The sequence below is a fragment of the Aminobacter sp. NyZ550 genome (assembly GCF_025628925.2).
In the GTDB taxonomy this organism is placed as follows: Bacteria; Pseudomonadota; Alphaproteobacteria; order Rhizobiales; family Rhizobiaceae; genus Aminobacter; species Aminobacter ciceronei.
Genome location: NZ_CP114190.1, coordinates 4629189 through 4647072, shown reverse-complemented (window position 1 = coordinate 4647072; position 17884 = coordinate 4629189). Strand labels below are relative to the sequence as shown.

Below are 17884 nucleotides of genomic sequence, written 5' to 3'. Positions count from 1 at the left end.
GCCATTCCTCCCGAATGGCTGGATTAATAAAACGAACGTTTAATTAATTCAAGGGGTACGAAACGCCGTCTGTGGATGACGGCCGGCGTCAGTCGCTGCGGAAGGCGCGGCTGGCCTGGTCGGTCAAAGGCTTGAACAGATAGGACAGCACCGTCCGGTCGGTGGTCTTGAGGAACACCTCGGCCGGCATGCCCGGCTTGAGTTCCGGCGAGCCCGCCTGTTCCAGGCTCTTGGCCGACAGGGTGATGCGCACCCCATAGTAGGACAGCCCGGCCTTCTGGTCCTCGATCATATCGGGCGAAACCCGGTCGACCGTGCCTTCCACCTCAGGTGTGGTCTGCTGGTTGAAGGCCGACAGCCTGAGCGTCGCCGGTTGGCCGATGCGCACCTGGTCGATATCCTGTGGCGCAACGCGCGCCTCGACCACCAGCGCATCCGCCGTCGGCACGATCTGCATGATCGCTTCGCCCGGCGTGACCACGCCGCCGACGGTGTGGATCGCCAGCTGGTGGACCCGGCCGGCCTGCGGCGCGCGGATGTCGATCTGCTTCAGCGACTGCTCGGCGGCGACCTGCCGTTCCCTGAGTTCGCCGGCCTTGGCGTCGATCTCGCGCAGCTCGCCGGCCACCTGGCTGCGCATGTCCTGGTCGATCTGGATGATGGCGAGCTCGGTCTCGCTGATCCGTCCGCGCGTCTGCGCCGCCGCCGCCGTCAGCTGGCCGTCCTCGCCGTCAAGCTGCGCCTGGGCCCGCTGCCGGTCGGCCAGCCGCGAGATCGGCACCAGCTTCTTCTTCCACAGCTCTTCCATGCCCGCGAGCTCGACCTTGATCAGGGCGATCTCCTGCTTCTTGCTTTTCTGCTGGGCCTCGACGCCGGAAATCTCCTCGCGGAACTGGGCGATGCGTTCGCGCAATTGCGACACCTGCCCGTCGCGGGCCTGCCGCCTCAGCGCAAAAAGCTTGTTCTCGCCCTCGATCAGTTGCGCGATCGCCGGATCGGCGGCGCGGGCCGTGAGTTCGGCCGGATAGGCGACCGCCTCGGTTCCGTCGCGCTCGGCGATCAGCCGGGCGCGTCGCGCCATCAGCTCGTCCAGGCCGTTGTCGACGATGGCGAGATTGGCCTTGGCGACGGTGTCGTCGAGCCGCACCAGCACCTCGCCGGCCGACACCATGCTGCCATTGTGCACGTTGAGCGCGCCGACGACGCCGCCCTGCGGATGCTGGACCGCCTTGACGTTGGAATCGACGACAAGGTGACCCGCCGCCACCACCGCGCCCGACAGGCTGCTTGTTGCCGCCCACAGGCCGAGGCCGCCGACAAGCGCCAGCGCGGCGAAGCCGCCCAGGCGGACGTTGCGCCTGATGTCCTTGCGGAGCCGCTGCTGTTGCGGAGTGGCGCCGGCAACCGGCATCGCGCCCTTGTCGAGCAGGGCGAGCATTTGCGTCTTTGCCGAGGTCGCAAGATCTCTCGCTGCCTTCAGCCGGTCTGCCGAAAAATGGTTGGTCACCAGTGTCATGGTCAGCCCGCCGTTCCCACCGCATGCAGCGGCACCGGCACCGGTTGCAGTGCCTGCCTTGCAATCTCGCTCTTCAGGCCGAAGGCCTGCTGCTTGCCGCCGCCGAGGACCAGCAGATGGTCGAGTGCCGCCAGCGCGCTCGGCCGGTGCGCCACCACGATGACGATGCCGCCGCGCGCCTTGATGCGCTCGATGGCCTGCGTCAGCGCCTGGTCGCCCGATGCGTCGAGATTGGAATTGGGTTCGTCGAGCACGACCAGGAACGGATCGCGGTAGAGCGCGCGGGCCAGCGCCACGCGCTGGCGCTGGCCGGCGGACAGGGCAGCACCGCTCTCGCCGATCTCGGTCTGGTAGCCCTCGGGCAGACGCAGGATCATGTCGTGCACACCCGCAGCCTTCGCCGCCGCGATGATCGTCTCGGAAGGAGCGCTATCCTCGAAACGCGAAATGTTCTGGCCGACGGTTCCGGCAAACAGTTCGACATCCTGCGGCAGGTAGCCGACATGGCGGCCGAGCGCCAGCGCCGGCCACTGCTCCAGCGCCGCACCATCGAGCCGCACCTTGCCACGCATCAGCGGCCAGACGCCGACCAGCGCGCGCGCCAGCGAGGATTTTCCGGAGCCGCTGGGGCCGATGACGCCCATGCCGGCTCCCGCCCGAAGCGAGAATTCGACGTCCTGCAGCACAAATCGCCGATCGCCGGGCGCGACCACGCTGATGCCCTCGACAGTGAGTTCGTCTGTCGGCGCCGGCAGCTCCATGCCGCCTTCCGACGCCGGCATTGCTGCGAACAATGCGTCGAGCCGGTGCCAGCTCTGGCGTGCGTTGAGAAAGCCTTTCCAATGCGCGATGGCGAGTTCGATCGGCGCCAATGCGCGCGACGTCAGGATCGAGCTGGCAATGATGATGCCGGGCGTCGCCTGCTGGTAGATGACGAGATAGGCGCCGAGCGCCAGCACCATCGACTGCAGCATCATGCGCAGGATGCGCGACACGGCACCAAAGCCGCTGGTCAGGTCGCTGGCGCGTTCCTGCGCCTCGCGGAAGTCGCCATTCGCCTTAGCCCAGCGCTGCGCCAGCCGGTCGCCCATGCCCATCGCGGCCAGCACCTCGGCATTGCGGGCGCCGGCCTGGGCGATCGCGCTGCGCCGTGTGCTGAAGCCCGACATCGCCTTGGTCGGCCCGCGCACCAGGCGGTCGGTCAGGACGGTGAGCGCGACAAGCAGCACAGCACCGGCAAGTGCGGCAACGCCGATCCAGGGATGGAATAGAAAACAGATGCCGACATAGATCGGGATCCACGGCAGGTCGAACAAGGCTGCCGGTCCCGCGCCGGAGAGAAAACCGCTGACCTGATCGAGGTCGCGCAGCGCCTGCAGGCCTTCGCCGCGGTCGCGCGTGCGCAGCGGCAGCCTGACGATGCAGTTGAACACGCGGCCGCTGATGATTTCGTCGATGCCGGCGCCGATCCGCGTCAGCACCCGTGCCCTGACGGCTTCGAGCACGCCCTGGAAGGCATAGAGCACGGCCACCAGGATGATCAGCGCGACAAGCGTCGGCACGCTGCGGCTCGGCAGCACCCGGTCATAGACCTGCAGCATGAACAGCGAGCCCGACAGCATCAGGATGTTGATCAGGCCGCTGAAGCCGGCAACGGCGACGAAGGCGCCCTTGAACGAATGCAGCGCCTTGAAAAGCTCTGACGTGCGGTTCAGGTCAGTGGACGGGTGAGACAGGGTCATTCCCCTTGATGGCGGTCAATTGATTGACTGCAATACGGCGGGCCTCGCCGAACGAAGCCCGCCTTTTTGGAATCGCCAGAAAATCAGGCGACGACGTCGGCATTCTGATGGCTCGAATGGGCGGCCATCTGCGCCAGGATCTTGGCGACCGCCGCCTGGGCTGCGTCGCCCGCATCTGCCACCGCGTGACCATCCGCCGGCAGATGGGCCTGCAGCGTCGCGACAACGTGGTCGATGGCCTGCTGCACATGGCCGCCATCGACGATGTCGTTGACATGATCGGCATTCACATGTGCTGCCACCTTCGAGCTGAAGTTGAAGTGGTCGCCATCGAACGCCACCGTCTTCTTGGCAGAAGTCTCAGTGGAGCCGGCCACCTCGCGTACGCCACGCGTACCCGGGTCGCTACGCGTACCCTGGTCCTGGCCGAAATGGTCCATCTTCTTGAAGAAGTCGGCGAGCCAGTTGTTCGCAAGGTTTGCGCCGGTATTGTCGCCGCCGGTATCGGTGGTGTCGGCGACGTCGACCGTCTTGGTCGGCGTCGTCGGTGCTGTTGCGCCGGCATCGTCGACCGAAGCGGTGGCTGCCAGCGTGCCCGACTTCATCACCGGGTCGATCAGGTCCTTCTTGACGTTCTTGGTGCCGATCGTGACCGTCTGCGTCGAGGTCGCGATGTTGGCGCCAGTGAAGGTCACCGTGTAAGTGCCGGGCTTCAGCACCAGGTCGTAGCCGCCTGCCGCCGAGGTCGTGGTCTTGAAGGTCTGGCCGGCGGCGTTCTTGGCTGTCACGGTGATCGCGCCAAGCCCTTCGCCGGGATCGTAGAAGCGGTCGCCGTCCTTGTCGTCGAAGGTCACGCCGGTCAGGAACAGGTCGGAACCGGTCTTGCCGAAATCTTCGGTCACGAAGGCGGATGAACGGCCCTTGTAGTCACCGACCTCGAAGCCGAGGCCGACCTCGCGGAAGTTCGGGTTGAGAATGTTCGCCCGATGTCCGGAGGAGTTCATCAGGTTGGTGTGAAGCAGCTTCACTTCGTCGACATAGCCGGTCGGCGCGCGGGTCGTGGCCCAGGCGATGTTCTCGCCCGTCGCCCAGGAGCCGCTGAGCGTGTAGCCGGCCGCCTTCATGCGTGTCGTCGGCGACGAGCCGCCGGAGCCTGTGTGTGAAAAGACATCTGCCGAGAGCATCCACTTGTCGTGGTTTTCGGCGGCTTCGCTTAGGTCGTTGTCGAATGCCAGAGGCTGGGCGCCGACTTTGGCGCGCTCCGCGTTGATGAGCTCGAGCAAATACTGCTCGTTGGCGCTGTGCTGAGGCATAGGGTCTCCCCGGTTTGGTTCTTGATTGCTGATGAACCCCCAAATGTCCCGTCCGTCCCACGTCCGGCCTAGGCAGGAAGTGTGTTGATGATGCGGCGCTGAAATGAATAAATTAGGATATACGCATATATCTTCGCGCGAGACGACAGGGCGCGGATGCGCCGTCTATCGACGGTTGAAAATCCCGTGTCGTGATCAGCCGCGGGCGGCAGCGATCGCCTTGGGCAGTTCTTCGGCGAAGATGTCGAGCTCATGGTCGAGCCCGACGCTCACCCGGATGCAGCGGTCGAGCGCCGGCGCCATCGGTTTGCGGATGAAGACGTCGCGGGCAAGCATGTTGCGCATCACGGCAAGCGCGAAGGCAGCATCGCCGCCGCAGTCGATGGTGACGAAGTTTGTCGCCGACGGCAGCGGCTTCAGCCCGTTGTCCGCAGCGATTCCAGCGATCCGCTTGCGTCCGGCGTCGACCTTGGCGACGACCTCGGCAAGATAGGCCTGGTCCGCGAGCGCTTCCTCGCCCGCGATCTGCGCCATCCGGCTGACGCCATAGTGGTTCCGCACCTTTTCAAAGTTCGCGATCACCTCGGCATCGCCAAAGGCATAACCGCAGCGGATGCCGGCAAGCCCATAGGCTTTGGAGAAGGTGCGCATGCGCACGACATTGAGGCGCGCAATGTCGACCGGCGGCAGCGCCGAGGCTGGCGCCGTCTCGCCATAGGCTTCGTCGAGCACCAGCATCGTCGTCTCGGGCAAGGCCTCGGCAAAGCGAAGAATCTCCTCCGCTTCCCACCAACTGCCCATCGGATTGTCCGGGTTGGACAGATAGACGACAGGCGCATTCTCGCGCTTCACCGCGTCGAGCAGGCCCTGGAGATCTTCCTTGTCGTTGCGGAACGGCACCGGCACCAGGCGCGCGCCGACGCTGGCGACGTGGAAATTGAAGGTCGGATAGGCGCCGAGCGAGGTCACCACTGGTGTACCCTCGCGGGCATACATGCGCACGACGAGGTTCAAAAGGCCGTCAATGCCTTCGCCGACGACGACGTTCTCGATGCCTATGCCGAGATGACGCGCCAGCGCGACTTTCAGTTCGTAATTGTCTGGGTCGCAATATTTCCACATCTCGGCTGTCGCCTCGGCCATCCGCGCGATCACGCGCGGCGAAGGACCAAAGCCGCTCTCATTGGCGCCGATTCGGGCCCGAAACGGCGCGCCGCGGTCGCGCTCCTGCGCCTCCGGCCCGACAAACGGCACGGTAACAGGCAGGGCGTCGATGACGGGGGTGAGGGCAGGGCGGTTGGTCATGGCAGCATACTCGATGGCGTCATCCGGCCCTGGCCGGGCGCGGCAATCTCTGGATGTTTTGCCTATACGACAAAAGCAGCCGGGCAGGGATATGCTTTGTGAGCCTATTTGCGCGCCAGCCGACCGGCTTCACGCCACCGCGACGTGGCGATCCGGCAAAGCCCGAACGGTCGTCTCAGTGTGACAATGAGCAAGCCCGCGAGCCGTCACGACCACGTTGCTGCCGGCGGGCGTGCAGATGCGGCCCGAAACCGGGCGCATCGTACGAATCATTGGCCTGATTCAGTGCCGCTCCAGCACCACGACGCAGCGATCGAGATCGTTGGTCGCGAGATGCGCGTAACGCATCGTCATCGACAGCGTCTGGTGGCCGAGCCACATCTGGACGCGGCGGATGTCGATGCCGCCCTGGACCAGGCGCGAGGCGCAGGTGTGGCGCAGGATATGCGGCACCACCTGATCGTCGGCGCCGAGACCCACTTCCGCCTTGGCCTCGTTCCAGATGGCCCGGAACTGCGGCTGCGTCAGCATGGCGAACGGTCCTTTCGGACGCGGCCCACGATCAGCCGGCCATTTGGCCGTTTCTCTGGCGCGTGCGGTCAGGGGAATCGTCCGGCTGCGCCCGGATTTGGTGATCCAGAAGCTGACGCGTGTGTCCTGGATGTCGTTCCAGATCAATCCGATCGCCTCGCCGAGGCGGCAACCGGTATCGACCAGGAAAACGGAAAGCCGGTAGGCGTCTTCACTCTTGGCCCGGATGGCAGCAAACAGCCTGTCCTCTTCCTCGAGCTCGAGAAAACGGATTCGTCCCGCCCGCTCCTTCTGGCGGCGGAACTCGGGCAGGCTATGGACATCTCCCATCTTGTAGGCCTTGCGCAGCAGTTTGCTCAAAGCGGCCATCTTCCGATTGATGGTCGCGTTGCTGTTACCGCGTTGGCGCAGGGAGCCTATCAGGCCGTCGAGTGTCTCCTGGGAGAAAGCGCTGAAGCGCTCGCCTAGAAGAATCTCGTCGATCTCGCCGATGAAGGAGCTGACGTTGTATTTGTGCTTGCCGTCGTCCCAGAGAATGTCTTTGTAAGAATTAAAAAGGTCTATGACCCTGAATGACTTTACTTCTTTAATTGTATTGAAATTGTAAGTTACCTTGCAATCAGTCATCAGGGCGGCTGAAATGTGGCCGCTCACAATATCGTCCTTTGAAGTTGCTTTTTTCATAAGTCCTCGGCAACTCCCCCGCGCGCAAAGTTACGCACTCGGGCCGCCAAGGCAAGGGGACTAATGGATCAAGCTTCGGGCTGTTGAACGGGCAGGGGGCAGATCGACCCGGGCTCGGCTTCAATCGCCTGACAGCGTCGTGCTTCTCCCTTTCGGTTCGATGTCCCAGCCGCTTTCCGCTGGTAGAAAAACGGCCCGGGTCTAAACCCGGGCCGCTTATGCTTAAGACGTCAGTCGATTAGAACGATGCGTCGAGACGGAGGAAGCCGTTGAACGAGCCGTCCGTGAAGCTGTCGCCGTCGTCGTAGTTGACAGCCAGCTTGGCGTTCAGGTTCTCGACGATCTTGTAGTCGATGACCGCGCCGATCGACCAGTCGTCGTTGCCGACTTCGGTCGTGGTGTTGGTGAGGAAGTTGCCGAAGTGGCTGTCAGCGAAGTACTGACCACCGGCGCCGACGGTCAGGCGATCGTTGACGGCATACTTCAGGTAACCGCCGACCGACCATTCGTAGCCGGCATAGAAGTCAGCCAGACCGAACCAGGTGGCGCCCGACTCATAAGCTGCGAGCAGCTCGAGCGTCAGAGCATCGGTTGCCTTGATCTTGGCGACACCCTTCAGAGCGAACTCCGAGAAGCGGTCGTCATAAGCGGCGAACAGGTCGACCGAACCCCAGCCCTGGGCAACCGAAACCTTGCCGACGACGAGCGGGACGTAGTCGAAGTTGTTGTCTTCTTCTTCGAGAGCCACCGACACTGCGATGCCGTTGCCGGCGTCGAAGGTGTAGCGGATCGAGTTGATGAAGTCGCCGCCGCCGGCGTCGAATTCACCCGACAGGGCGCCGTCGAACAGGGTGTCGTTACGACCGATCATCAGGCCGCCGAGTTCGAAGAAGGCATAACGAATCCAGGAGCCCTGGGTGTCTGACCACTCGGACGAGCCATCGGGCGTGTTAACGATGTATTCCTGGCCGTTGTGCTGGAAGTGCAGCTCGATGAAGCGGCGGAAGGTGCCGTATTCGGTTTCCGAGCGAGCATCCAGGTTCACGCGCGCAGCAGCGGTCTTGCGCCAACCTTCATCCTGGTCGTCCCAGTCGATCTGGTAGCGAACGAGGCCGCCGATCTTGAGGCAGGTCTCGGTGCCGGGGATGTAGTAGAAGCCCGCGCCATAGACGTCGCAGATGCGGACATATTCCATGGGTTCCGGCTCAGCGACGACGACAGCGTCGGCCGCACGAGCGCCGGAGACTGCGAGCAGAGCCGCAGCGGAGCCGAGAAGAAGGCTCTTAATGTTCATTTTCTGACCTCCAGTCAAAAGTTTCAAAAGAGGGTCTGGGTATTTTTTGCTGAAGGACAGCGTTCCCTGCCCCATCCCCGTTTGAAAAAGATGCGCACCGCGCTCCCTCTTCGACCCCGACATTACCCATGAGCGTTCGCGGTTCAACAGCCAACACGGCCCGCAAGCCTCCCGCAACGCTGGATCGCCGGGGCATGTTGCACAAATGACACGATTTGATACCCCCCATAAAGAAGTCATTAAGAAATGGAGCCATTCCAGCGCAGCTTTTGCGCCTGGCACAGATCCTGATCGAGGTCTCTTTCCGCAGAATCGTGGGTGATCCGATTCTTCGGGAGCCCGGCTAAGCGGACGATTCGTGCGCCGAGCTCGCCAGGCGGTGCTTTTTCATGCCGATATGTAGAATGGCTTATTGATTGTGCCGCGCCTTTTCTTTATCCAGCGGCGCAACGGAGAGGTGGCCGAGTGGTCGAAGGCGCTCCCCTGCTAAGGGAGTAGAGGTCAAAAGCTTCTCGTGGGTTCGAATCCCATCCTCTCCGCCAGCCTCAGGCTACCTTCCCTTTCAGATCTCAAAATGCCTAGACATTTCAATCGCTTGCGGCGCCATTGCGCGCGGTGAAGCCTGATTTTCATGGCTTTCCGCCTGAATTCCTCGATCTCCAGCCGCGATTCTGACTGGAGGTCAGAAAATGAACATTAAGAGCCTTCTTCTCGGCTCCGCTGCGGCTCTGTTCGCAGTCTCCGGCGCTCGTGCGGCCGACGCTGTCGTCGTCGCTGAGCCGGAACCCATGGAATATGTCCGCATCTGCGACGTTTACGGCGCGGGCTTCTACTACATCCCCGGCACCGAGACCTGCCTTAAGGTCGGCGGCCTCGTTCGTTACCAGATCGACTGGGACGACAACGATGATGGCTGGCGCAAGACGGCTGCTGCTCGTCTGAACCTCGACGCGCGTTCGGAGACCGAATACGGCACGTTCCGTCGTTTCATCGAGCTGCACTTCCAGAACCAGTCGGCATACGATGATACGGCTGTGTGGATTCGCTACGCCTACTTCGAACTCGGCGGCCTGATGATCGGTCGTAACGACACCCTGTGGGATGGCGCGCTTTCGGGCGAGTTCGACAGCGGCGGCGGCGACTTCATCAACTCGATTCGCTACACCTTCGACGCCGGCAACGGCATCGCAGCGTCGGTGGCACTTGAAGAGGCCGACTACGACTACGACTACACCCCGAACGTCGCCGGCAAGCTGTCGATCGCCCAGGGTTGGGGTTCGGTCGACCTGTTCGCCGCTTACGATGCGACCGCTGAAGAGTACGGCCTGAAGGCCGTCGCCAAGTTCAAGGCAACCGACGCTCTGACCCTGGAAGCTCTGGCAACCTACAACTCCGGCCCCAGCTTCTACAGCTTCGGCTACGAGTGGTCGGTCGGCGGTTACGCCAAGTACACCGTCAATGACCGTCTGAGCATTGGTGCTGGTGGTCAGTTCTTCGGCGACGACTTCGTCAACAGCCAGGACGACTGGGCTATCGGCGCTGTGGTCGACTACAAGGTCGTCGAGAACCTGAACGCCAAGCTCGCCGTCAACTACGACGATGGCGACAACTATGCAGACGGCTCGTTCTCGGGCTTCCTGCGTCTCGACGCTTCGTTCTAATCAGCTCACAAGGCTGATCCAGGGAAAACCCGGCGGGCAACCGCCGGGTTTTTTCGTTTTGTCGCGGTGGTCGGGTGACGCATCACAGCGTGCAGGGCGAACCGTTGCCAGTTTGCTCCAACCATGCCTGTTCGTTGTGTGCTCTATGGCAAGTCGACAATCTGGCGGCGAAGCCAGCCCGATATTCGGTCGGCCCCGCCGCCGATCAGGCTTTCACAGCCTTCGCCTCTGCTTGTCGCAGAAAGCCAGTGATTGTCGCCGGCAGGTTTCCCGTCTCCAGCGCCGGCGCGTGGCCCTGTCCGTCGACGGTGACCGCTTCAAGGCGCGGATGGCGTCGGCCCATTTCATCAATGGTTTCTGCCGTCAGCAGCCGCGAGTTGGCGCCGCGGATCGTCAGCACCGGCACGGACGCAAGCGCTTCGAACTGCGGCCAGAGATCCGGCAGCGGCTGGCTGAGATCCAGCGCCCGCACGGTGTTGAGCAAGGCCGGGTCGTAATCGGCGACGGGCACACCCGCCTCGTTGCGATAGATGGCGTGGACGAAGCGGTGCCAGTCGGTATCAGACAGCGCCGGAAACGCCTCGCCATGGACCGCCTTCTGAATCTGGACGGCATCGGTGAAATCAACGGGGCGAGGGGCGTTTTCCAGATAGGACCTGATATGGGCAAGACCTGCCGTCTCGATCACCGGGCCGATGTCGTTGAGCACGACCGCCTTGATCAGGGCAGGGCGCATCATCGCCAGCACATGGATGATGAGCCCGCCGCGCGACGTCCCGACGAAGGCTGCTTCAGTGACGCCAAGGGCGTCGAGGCCGGCGATGACGTCGGTCGCTTCGATGCCGACATTATAGTTCTGCCAGTTCGGGTCATAGGCCGACCGTCCCCGGCCGCGATAGTCGAAGCATATGATTCGGCGAGGGTTTTCGACGTCGTTGGCAAGATGCAGTGCCAGCTCGTGAAAGTCCCTGGCGTTGCGGGTCAGGCCAGGCAGGCAGACGACCGGGCGGTTGCCGCGGCGAGCGGTATCTTCGTGACCAGCCTCGGCGCCATAAAGTCGCGCGTGCAGCCTGAGCCCGTCCTGCGAGGTGTAGAAGAAGTCCGCAAAGCCTTGCGCATCGGTCATCAGGCTGCCTCTCCGCTCCCGACACGACCTCGTGTCGGCCCGACCTAGCTAACGAAGCCATGGGGCGCGGTCAAACCCGCCGCCGATCTGCGGGGGCGACGCCGCAATGTGGCTGGATGCACCGAGACCTGCCTGGGCAAGCCTAGCGGCCATTCACCAGGTCGCCATTGATGTCGTAGCTGCCCGACAGCCGCATCTTGTAGACCTGATAGTTCTCCATCACGCGCTGGACGTAGCTGCGCGTCTCCGCATAGGGGATACGCTCGATCCAGTCGACGACGGTGTCGACATCCTTGCCACGAGGATCGCCATATCTTGATATCCACTGGTCGGCACGGCGCGGGCCGGCATTGTAGCCGGCGAAGGTCAGCACATAGGAGCCGTTGAAGCGGCCGAGCTGCTCGCCGAGGAAGCTCGCGCCCAATGTGGCGTTGTAGCCGGCATCCGACGTCAGGCGCTCCTGCGAAAACGCCATGCCGGCTTTCTTCGCCAGATCCCTTGCTGTACCCGGCATCAGTTGCAGCAGGCCGCGCGCCCCGGCGCTCGAGACGGCCGAGACCTTGAACTCGCTTTCCTGCCGCGCGATCGCATAGGCGAGCGCCTTGCCGGAGCCCGAAATGTTGGCCGAGCCGGGGATGACCCCGATCGGATGCGACAGGGCGCCGACGTCGAGCCCGCGCTGGGCGGCGATCTTGCCGACGCGCAGCGCCAGATAATGGTTGTCCTGCTTCTCGGCCATGACGGCGAGCAGCGCGAGTTCGCCCGGGCTGTTCAACTGCGAGGCGAGGTCGCGATAAAGCATCTCGGCGTAAGCGGCATAACCCGCGCTTTCGAGCCGGGTGATCGCGCTGACCGCCTCACGCTGCGCAAAGGCCTGGCGGTCGGCCGAAGTCGGCGCAGGATAAACGACATTGAGCGCCTTGCGGCCGATTCGTTCGGCGGCAAGCTGGCCGTAGAAGGTCGTGCCATAAGTGGCGGCGCGGGCGAAATAGTCCTTGGCATTGCCGGGACCGCCGGCTTCGGCGCTGCGGCCGAGCCAATAATAGGCGCGCGACAGCGAGATCGGGCTGCCGGCGATCTTGGCGATGCGCTCGAAATGGCCTGATGCCAGCTTGGCGTCGTTGAGGCCGCGCAGCGCATACCAGCCGGCGTGGAATTCGGCGTCGGCGGCATTCGTCGCGTTTTCGGCCGAATGGGCCGCGGCAATCCGGTAGGCGGTCTTGACGTCGCCCTCGTCGAGCAGTTCGCGCGACAGCACGCGGCGTTCTACCCACCATGTGTCGGGGTCGATCAGGCTGGCGCGATCCCCAGGCGCCTTCAGCATGACGGCTGCGGCTTCGGTGAACTTCTCCTGCTTGCGCAAGAGGCGCGCCTTGGCAAAGACATAGCCGGCCGAACGCTGGCTTGCGGGCACCGCATCGAGCAGCGCTTGTGCCTTCTTGTCGCCCTTGATGACGGCAGCCCAGGCGTCGGCCAGCGGCTTTGCCCCGGCGAACTCGGCGACACGCGCGGCGGAATTGACCCGGTCGGCATAAAGCATGCGTTCCATGCGGATGCGGTGGTCGGCGGCCGGGATCAGGCTGCCGAAATCCTGGAGGATCGCCACCTCATATTTGGCATCCAGTTTTTCGGTGCGCCAAAAGGGCTGGAGTACGGCAAGTGCCGCCTTTGCATTTCCGAGCTCCTTGTGGGCGCGGGCGAGCAAAAGCGCACCTTCGATGGTTTGCGGTTCGCTGCCGGCAAAGGCCGAAACCACGATATTGGGCCCAGGCGTTTCGCGCGCCATGGCGCGCTCGCTGTTGCGGCGCAATGTGGCAAGGCCCGGCCAGCCCGGCATGGCCTGGGCTGCGGCGGCGATATCGGCACTCGGCACCTGGTCGCCGCCATTGATGGCGATCGCCCACATCAATATGTGGCGGTCGAGCGCTGTCGCGGGCAGGGCGTCACGAACCGCGCGCGCCTGCGCCAGATCGCCGCTCGACAGCGCGTCGAGCCCACTCTTGAGCTGGTCGATGGTGCCGAAGGCGGCGCGTGCGGCGTCACCCTTGCCGATGCTGGCGAAGGGGATGGCCGAGGTTGCCTGCGGGTCGAGCGCCGAACTGCCGGCGGGGACGGGCGCCAGGGCGATGAAGGCGCTCAACAGCGCGATATGATGCGGCCTGGCAGCCGGAATGATCCTAGTCATTCCTTATCCTTGCGGGTGACGATCGGGAGCAGGGCTTTCGAGCCTAGGTTCATGTGGTGAAGAGCGGGTTAATGAAAGGTTAGCGCGGTCGTTCGATTCGGTCGGATATGGGGTGCAGCCACACTTGCCGCAAATTGGTGTCGAGACTATGGTGCCCGGCCCTGCTTTCGGCTAGAAAGCCGGCGGCATTGAAAAGGCTGTGAAACCGTAGGATTCCCGGAGTTGGACGACATGCTGAGAGGCTCACTTACCGCGCTCGTGACACCATTCGAAAAGAATGGCCGTCTCGACGAGAAAGCCTTTCGCGAACTCGTCGAATGGCAGATCGCCGAGGGCACCACGGGCCTCGTGCCGGTCGGCACCACGGGCGAGTCGCCGACGCTGACCCATGACGAGCACCGCCATGTCGTGAAGATGTGCGTCGAGGTTGCGCGCGGCCGCGTGCCGGTCATTGCCGGCGCCGGCTCGAACAACACCGAAGAGGCCGTCGGTCTGGTCAAGTATGCCCAGAGCGTTGGCGCGGACGCCGTGCTCGTGGTTACGCCCTATTACAACAAGCCGACGCAGCGCGGCCTTTATGCGCATTTCGCAGCCGTTGCCCAGGCAACGACGCTGCCCGTCATCATCTACAACATCCCGCCGCGCTCGATCATCGACATGACGCCGGAGACGATGGGCCGGCTGGCCCATGACTTCAAGAACATCGCCGGCGTCAAGGACGCGACCGGCAAGGTCGAGCGTGTCTCCGAGCAGCGCATCACCTGCGGCACCGATTTCATCCAGCTGTCGGGCGAGGATGCCTCGGCGCTCGGCTTCAACGCCCATGGCGGTGTCGGCGCCATTTCGGTGACCTCGAATGTCGCGCCGCGCCTTTGCGCCGAGTTCCAGAACGCCAGCCTGTCGGGCGACAACGCCAAGGCGCTCGAGCTGCAGGACCGCCTGATGCCGCTGCACAAGGCGATCTTCATCGAGCCGGGCGCTTCGGGCGCGAAATATGCGCTGTCGCGTCTCGGCCGCATCGAGAACGTGCTGCGTTCGCCGCTGGTGACGATCGAGCAGTCGACGGCCGACAAGATCGACGCGGCAATGAAATTTGCCGGCCTCATCAACTGAGTGCCCAAGGGTTGCGAAACAGCCGCTTCGCAGCCATGTAAGCGCTCTTCGAATTGTGCGTCCTTCGAGGCTTGCTGTTGAGCTCGTGCCTCGGGAGAGGGGCAGTCAGCACATGGCGTCCGGGATCTGATGCGCTGTTGGCGCAGGGTTGTGGGCGCGCAGTGCTTTCCCATCCTGAGATGCGTGCCCGGCGGCCGAGCATCGGTGGACGCACCAGAAAAGTAGCGACGTCATGAGCCAGGGCAAGAAATCCGACCCCAACAACAAGATCGCCGCGGAAAACCGCAAGGCGCGCTTCAACTATGAGGTTCTCGACACGCTCGAGACCGGCATCGTGCTGAGCGGCACCGAGGTCAAGGCGCTGCGCCTGGGCCAGGCCAATATCCAGGATTCCTACGCCTCGTTCGAGGGTGGGGAATTGTGGCTGATCAATTCCTACATCCCGGAATATCTGCAGGCCAACCGCTTCAACCACGAGACACGCCGCCGCCGCAAGCTTCTGGTCAGCAAGCGCGAAATGGCCAGGCTCGCCCAGAACATCGAGCGCGAAGGCATGACGCTGATCCCGCTCAAGATCTATTTCAACGATCGCGGCATGGCCAAGATGCTGCTCGCCGTCAGCCGCGGCAAGAAGCTGCACGACAAGCGCGAAAGCGAAAAGCAGCGCGACTGGAACCGCGAAAAGGGCCGGCTGCTGAAGGAGCGGGGGTAGGGGGCTGCGCTGCCTTCTCCCTTGGCGGTAGATTGACAGCAAGTGCGTTTCCAGTTTTCTGCCGAGCGAAGATCGGAGACATGGAATGCGTGCAATTTTTGCGTTTTTCTTCCTGCTGTTAAGTGTTGTTTCCGGCTTTTCTGAAGAATCGAAGGCGGATTACATCAAGCGTGTGCGCGAGCACGTTGACGCGGTTCGTTACGACAGGATTGTCGTTCAGGCAGCGGCCCGGCCATCGAGCGATCCGAAGATCGCCACCGTCACATTTCGAATCAATTCCGACGGCTCGATCACCAACGTAAAGGTCGTCAAGGGCAACGTCTCGGTTGAACTGGGCAGGTTTATCTCTCAGGCCTTCGCGAATTTGCCGCGGGTGAAGAATGTCCCTAAATCGATTGGGGCATCCCAATTTCAAGTGCAGCTGGCAATAGGCGTCTAAGCCCGGCAGCGATCGAGGATCGCGTGGTGTCTTGCGATGCCAACATTCTGTGTCCCGATCCTTCGCACCCCCCTCTGGCCTGCCGGCCATCTCCCCCACAAGGAGGGAGATTAGTCTCGTCGCCGCCTCGCCCAATCACCAACGTTGCAAGGCTTATCACTACGACGTTGCAGGATGGGCGGCACCGGCGGAGTGACTAATCTCCCTCCTTGTGGGGGAGATGGCCGGCAGGCCAGAGGGGGGTGCGAATGAGCGCGACCGGCGCCATCCTTGGGTGCGAAGCTCGGCGCAAAATCGCTTAACCAACGCGCTGATTCCCCTGCCGACGTCCCGTCGAAATACGCCATTTGCCGTATGCACAAGTCAGCGCATTGCTGCCACTTCTCTACGCAGACCACGAGCGGCGCGGCGTGGTTTGGCACCGGGGGCGGTGCCTGAGCGCCTTGAGGCCGGATAACCGGTGAAAGGAGCAGAAATGAAGACGATCATGACGGCGGCGGCGGTGTCGCTGCTGCTGGTGCCGACGGCTTATGCCGCAGCGCCGGTGGCGAATGAGGACGGTGGAGAGGCCGCAATCAGCGCGCAGGCGACCAAGGACGAGGCAGTCCAACTGGCCGCCGGCCGCAACAGGTCCGGAAGCATCGGATTGCCTAGGAGCAACGGCCTCATTCCGGGCCGCGGTTTCGGCTTCGGCTGATCCTGTCGCGGGCGGGGCCAAGGCAGGCCCCCGCGCCAGCGACCGCACCATCTACCGGCTGGCGCAGTAGCCAGCCGTTCCATTTGCAAGTGCCCCTTGACCGGTTGTGCTCTCAGCGCAACCGGGCTTTTTTTCATGCGCGGTGGAAAGGCGGTCTATATGGGCCGTCTATTGCTGCAGGAATTCGGCCACGTCACGGAAGACGTTGACGAACATCTCTTCGGTCAGCACGCCCGTATTGGTGTTGTAGCGCGAGCAGTGATAGCTCGAAAACACCGCGATGTTGCCGACATCGCATCGCGCGCCGTGCTTGAAGGGCACGGCCGCGACACGCGCGCCGAGCGCCCTGACCGTCGACTGGTGGCCGATCGAGCCCAGCGTCAGGATGGCTTTGAGGTTGGGAAAGCGCGCGATCGTCGGCACCAGGAAGGAACGGCAGGTGTTGATCTCGGCGCCCACCGGCTTGTTGTCGGGCGGCACGCAGCGCACGGCATTGGTGATCGCCGTGCCGATCAGTTCCAGGCTGTCGTCGGGCCGCGCCTCGAACACGCCGCGGGCCATGCCGAAGCGCTTGAGCGTCGAGTAGAGCAGTTCGCCGGCATAGTCGCCGGTGAAGGGGCGACCGGTGCGGTTGGCCCCGCGCACGCCCGGCGCCAGCCCGACGATCAGGAAACGCACCGCCGCTTCGCCTTCGGGAGGAAGGAAGGAGCGGACGGGTCCGTTGTACCAGCCCGGCTCGCGGGCGCGCCAACTGGCGATGAAGTCGTGCAGGCGCGGGCAGAGCGGGCAGTCCCGGTCGGGATCGACCGGCAAGGCCGGGCGGCCGGCTTGAAGCGTGGTGCCGGACATCAAGCGTCGTCGGTGGTCGGATCGACGGGGTCGGGTTTGCGCACCGGACGCTCCGACGGCTCGCGGCCGATCTCGGATTTCAGCGTCATCAGGTCGATGAAGTGGTCGGCCTGGCGGCGCAGATCGTCCGAGATCATCGGCGGCTGGGAGGCCATCGTCGAAATGACCGAGACCTTGCGGCCGCGGCGCTGCAGCGCTTCGACAAGCGTGCGGAAATCGCCGTCACCGGAGAAGATGACGTAGTGGTCGACGACATCGGCTAGTTCCAGGGCATCGACTGTCAGTTCGATGTCCATGTTGCCCTTGATCTTGCGCCGGCCCGAGGCGTCGGTGAATTCCTTGGCCGGCTTGGTGACGACCTTGAAGCCGTTATAGTCGAGCCAGTCGATCAGCGGGCGGATCGAGGAGTATTCCTGGTCCTCGACGAGTGCAGTGTAATAATAGGCGCGCAACAGATAGCCGCGCTTCTGGAAGCTGGAAAGCAGTTTGCGATAGTCGATGTCGAAGCCGAGGGAGCGGGAGGTTGCGTAGAGATTAGCTCCGTCGATAAAAAGTGCGATTTTCTCGCGAGGATCAAACATAGGAAAATTTCCTTGTTGAAATAGGCTGACGCCACATGCGCTGAACCGAGCGCCCGTTCCCCCAAATCAATGACTTACCCCACTGCGGCAAATATCGCTCGCGATGGTTCATTCCAAGGGGGCAGGGTCGCGGAGC

General features: G+C 63.3%; 15 protein-coding genes and 1 tRNA gene. 6 read left to right on the top strand and 10 right to left on the bottom strand.

Annotation, left to right across the window (positions count from 1 at the left end; translation table 11 throughout):
* Positions 1-88 precede the first annotated feature (88 nt).
* The 6 genes from N7E70_RS23155 to N7E70_RS23130 all read right to left on the bottom strand — a co-directional run bounded on the left by N7E70_RS23155 (position 89) and on the right by N7E70_RS23130 (position 8385).
* The gene (locus N7E70_RS23155) at positions 89-1516 is read right to left on the bottom strand and encodes an HlyD family type I secretion periplasmic adaptor subunit (protein ID WP_263007762.1); all 1428 of its coding nucleotides are present in this window, start codon (positions 1514-1516) and stop codon (positions 89-91) included.
* Between the two features lie 2 nt (positions 1517-1518).
* On the bottom strand, positions 1519-3258 hold the full coding sequence (locus tag N7E70_RS23150; RefSeq protein WP_067964256.1) for a type I secretion system permease/ATPase: 1740 nt from the start codon (positions 3256-3258) through the stop codon (positions 1519-1521).
* 83 nt (positions 3259-3341) lie between these two features.
* Positions 3342-4571 (bottom strand): CAP domain-containing protein, encoded by a 1230-nt coding sequence (locus tag N7E70_RS23145; protein WP_067964254.1) that lies wholly within the window; start codon positions 4569-4571, stop codon positions 3342-3344.
* Between the two features lie 195 nt (positions 4572-4766).
* Positions 4767-5876 carry a pyridoxal phosphate-dependent aminotransferase gene (locus N7E70_RS23140; protein ID WP_263007761.1) on the bottom strand — a complete coding sequence of 370 codons (1110 nt, stop codon included), beginning with the start codon at positions 5874-5876 and terminating at the stop codon, positions 4767-4769.
* Positions 5877-6158: 282 nt separating this feature from the next.
* Complete coding sequence (locus N7E70_RS23135) at positions 6159-7034, bottom strand: tyrosine-type recombinase/integrase (RefSeq protein WP_067966886.1); 876 nt, start codon at positions 7032-7034, stop codon at positions 6159-6161.
* 295 nt (positions 7035-7329) lie between these two features.
* Complete coding sequence (locus N7E70_RS23130) at positions 7330-8385, bottom strand: porin (RefSeq protein ID WP_263007760.1); 1056 nt, start codon at positions 8383-8385, stop codon at positions 7330-7332.
* Positions 8386-8836: 451 nt separating this feature from the next.
* Here N7E70_RS23130 and N7E70_RS23125 point away from each other — a divergent pair.
* Both N7E70_RS23125 and N7E70_RS23120 read left to right on the top strand, forming a co-directional pair.
* Positions 8837-8927, top strand: a tRNA-Ser gene (locus tag N7E70_RS23125).
* Between the two features lie 147 nt (positions 8928-9074).
* Positions 9075-10046 (top strand): porin, encoded by a 972-nt coding sequence (locus N7E70_RS23120; protein ID WP_067964249.1) that lies wholly within the window; start codon positions 9075-9077, stop codon positions 10044-10046.
* A 205-nt stretch (positions 10047-10251) separates the two neighbouring features.
* On the opposite strand, the gene N7E70_RS23115 is transcribed toward N7E70_RS23120, so the two are convergent.
* Positions 10252-11172 (bottom strand): alpha/beta fold hydrolase, encoded by a 921-nt coding sequence (locus tag N7E70_RS23115; protein ID WP_263007759.1) that lies wholly within the window; start codon positions 11170-11172, stop codon positions 10252-10254.
* 142 nt (positions 11173-11314) lie between these two features.
* Positions 11315-13357, bottom strand: a complete 2043-nt coding sequence (locus N7E70_RS23110; RefSeq protein ID WP_263007758.1) for a lytic transglycosylase domain-containing protein — start codon at positions 13355-13357, stop codon at positions 11315-11317.
* A gap of 231 nt (positions 13358-13588) precedes the next feature.
* On the opposite strand from N7E70_RS23110, the gene dapA reads away from it, so the two are divergent.
* The 4 genes from dapA (at position 13589) to N7E70_RS23090 (ending at position 16318) form a co-directional block, all read left to right on the top strand.
* Positions 13589-14470: a 4-hydroxy-tetrahydrodipicolinate synthase gene (dapA, locus tag N7E70_RS23105; protein ID WP_192317847.1), complete on the top strand. Its 882-nt coding sequence runs from the start codon at positions 13589-13591 to the stop codon at positions 14468-14470.
* A 232-nt stretch (positions 14471-14702) separates the two neighbouring features.
* Entirely contained in the window at positions 14703-15182 is a 480-nt protein-coding gene (gene smpB / locus N7E70_RS23100) for an SsrA-binding protein SmpB (RefSeq protein ID WP_067964246.1), read from the top strand.
* Between the two features lie 85 nt (positions 15183-15267).
* Positions 15268-15621, top strand: coding sequence for a hypothetical protein (locus N7E70_RS23095; RefSeq protein WP_263007757.1), 354 nt, complete (start codon positions 15268-15270; stop codon positions 15619-15621).
* Positions 15622-16096: 475 nt separating this feature from the next.
* A complete protein-coding gene (locus N7E70_RS23090) occupies positions 16097-16318 on the top strand; it encodes a hypothetical protein (protein WP_263007756.1) in 222 nt (73 codons plus the stop codon).
* 168 nt (positions 16319-16486) lie between these two features.
* On the opposite strand, the gene N7E70_RS23085 is transcribed toward N7E70_RS23090, so the two are convergent.
* Complete coding sequence (locus N7E70_RS23085) at positions 16487-17167, bottom strand: uracil-DNA glycosylase (RefSeq protein WP_182574380.1); 681 nt, start codon at positions 17165-17167, stop codon at positions 16487-16489.
* Complete coding sequence (locus N7E70_RS23080; protein WP_182574381.1) at positions 17167-17748, bottom strand: LabA-like NYN domain-containing protein; 582 nt, start codon at positions 17746-17748, stop codon at positions 17167-17169. Before N7E70_RS23080 ends, N7E70_RS23085 begins: the two co-directional genes overlap by 1 nt.
* Positions 17749-17884: the final 136 nt, after the last annotated feature.